Here is a 1233-nt window from a genome sequence, read left to right as displayed (position 1 = left end):
GTCTTTAGCTAAGCGAAAAACAACGAGACAGCAGCGGCTTATCGAGGCGTCTTTTTGAGAGGAATGAGGAGGAAAGGCTGTGCACACCAAAACCTCCTCATCGAGAATAATGCGTCGACTCACTACGCTTTTTCCATCTGATCTGCTCGAAGAGCACGCCGAGGAACTCGGCGTGGTCGAGCGGGATGGGAAACTGCAGATGCCTGCCTTTGTATGGTCATTCGTGTTCGGCTTCGCCGCAGGCGAGAGCCGAACACTGGCTGGCTTTCGGCGTAGCTACAACAACACAGCGGACAAGACACTCTCTCCTGGCGGGTTCTATCAGCGATTGACGCCGACACTTGCAGAGTACTTCCGCGACCTCGTCGAACACGGGATCGACGAGGTCGCTGTTCCTGACACTGTCGACAACGATCTCTCTCGCTTCCGTGATGTGATGGTTGCTGACGGCACTATCTTGCGGCTACACCGGTTTCTCGCAGATGACTACAAACCCCGGAGAGGAGAGCAGGGTGGAGCGCGGCTCCACCTGCTCCACAACGTCACCGACCAAACAATCGAGCAGTTCAGCGTTACCGACGAAAAAGCACACGACAGCACTGAGTTTGACACAGGACCGTGGCTCGAAGATCGGTTAGTCTTGTTCGATCAAGCGTACTTCAAGTACCGCCGCTTTGCGTTGATTGACGAGAATGACGGCTACTTCGTGAGTCGGCTGAAATCGAATGCTAATCCGATAGTTACGGAGGAATTACGGGAATGGCGTGGCGACGCCATTCCCTTGGAGGGAAAGAAGATCCAGGATGTTGTGGATGATCTCTACCGACAGCACATTGACGTAGAGATCGAGGCAGAGTTTCAACGGAGGCCGTACGCGGGCACGCAATCATGGGATACGAAGACATTCCGTGTCGTCGGCGTCCGCAACGAGGACGCCGACGAGCACCACCTCTATATCACGAATCTGCCGCGAGAAGAGTTCTCTCCCGAAGATATCTCAACACTCTACCGGTGTCGATGGGAAGTAGAGTTGCTGTTTCGTGAGTTAAAGACGCAGTACGAACTGGATGAGTTCACTACGAGCAAATCCCATGTTGTCGAGATTCTGCTGTACGCAGCGTTGCTGTCGCTGTTAGTGAGCCGTGATTTGTTGGATCTGCTCACCGTTGTCGCAGATGACGAGATCGTGTTTCCACCAGAACGCTGGGCGGCGACCTTCCGGTCGCACGCCCA

The 1233-nt window shown here is 54.4% G+C and carries 1 protein-coding gene; it reads left to right on the top strand.

Annotated elements, in window-relative coordinates:
• Positions 1-109: 109 nt before the first annotated feature.
• The coding region (locus BLR34_RS16555) for an IS4 family transposase (protein ID WP_092704996.1) at positions 110-1233 on the top strand (1124 nt) is incomplete at its 3' end.

The sequence above is a fragment of the Halovenus aranensis genome, assembly GCF_900100385.1.
Lineage (GTDB): Archaea > Halobacteriota > Halobacteria > Halobacteriales > Haloarculaceae > Halovenus > Halovenus aranensis.
The sequence above is the reverse complement of the archived record's forward strand: the minus strand, read 5'-3'. Positions and strand labels throughout refer to the sequence as shown.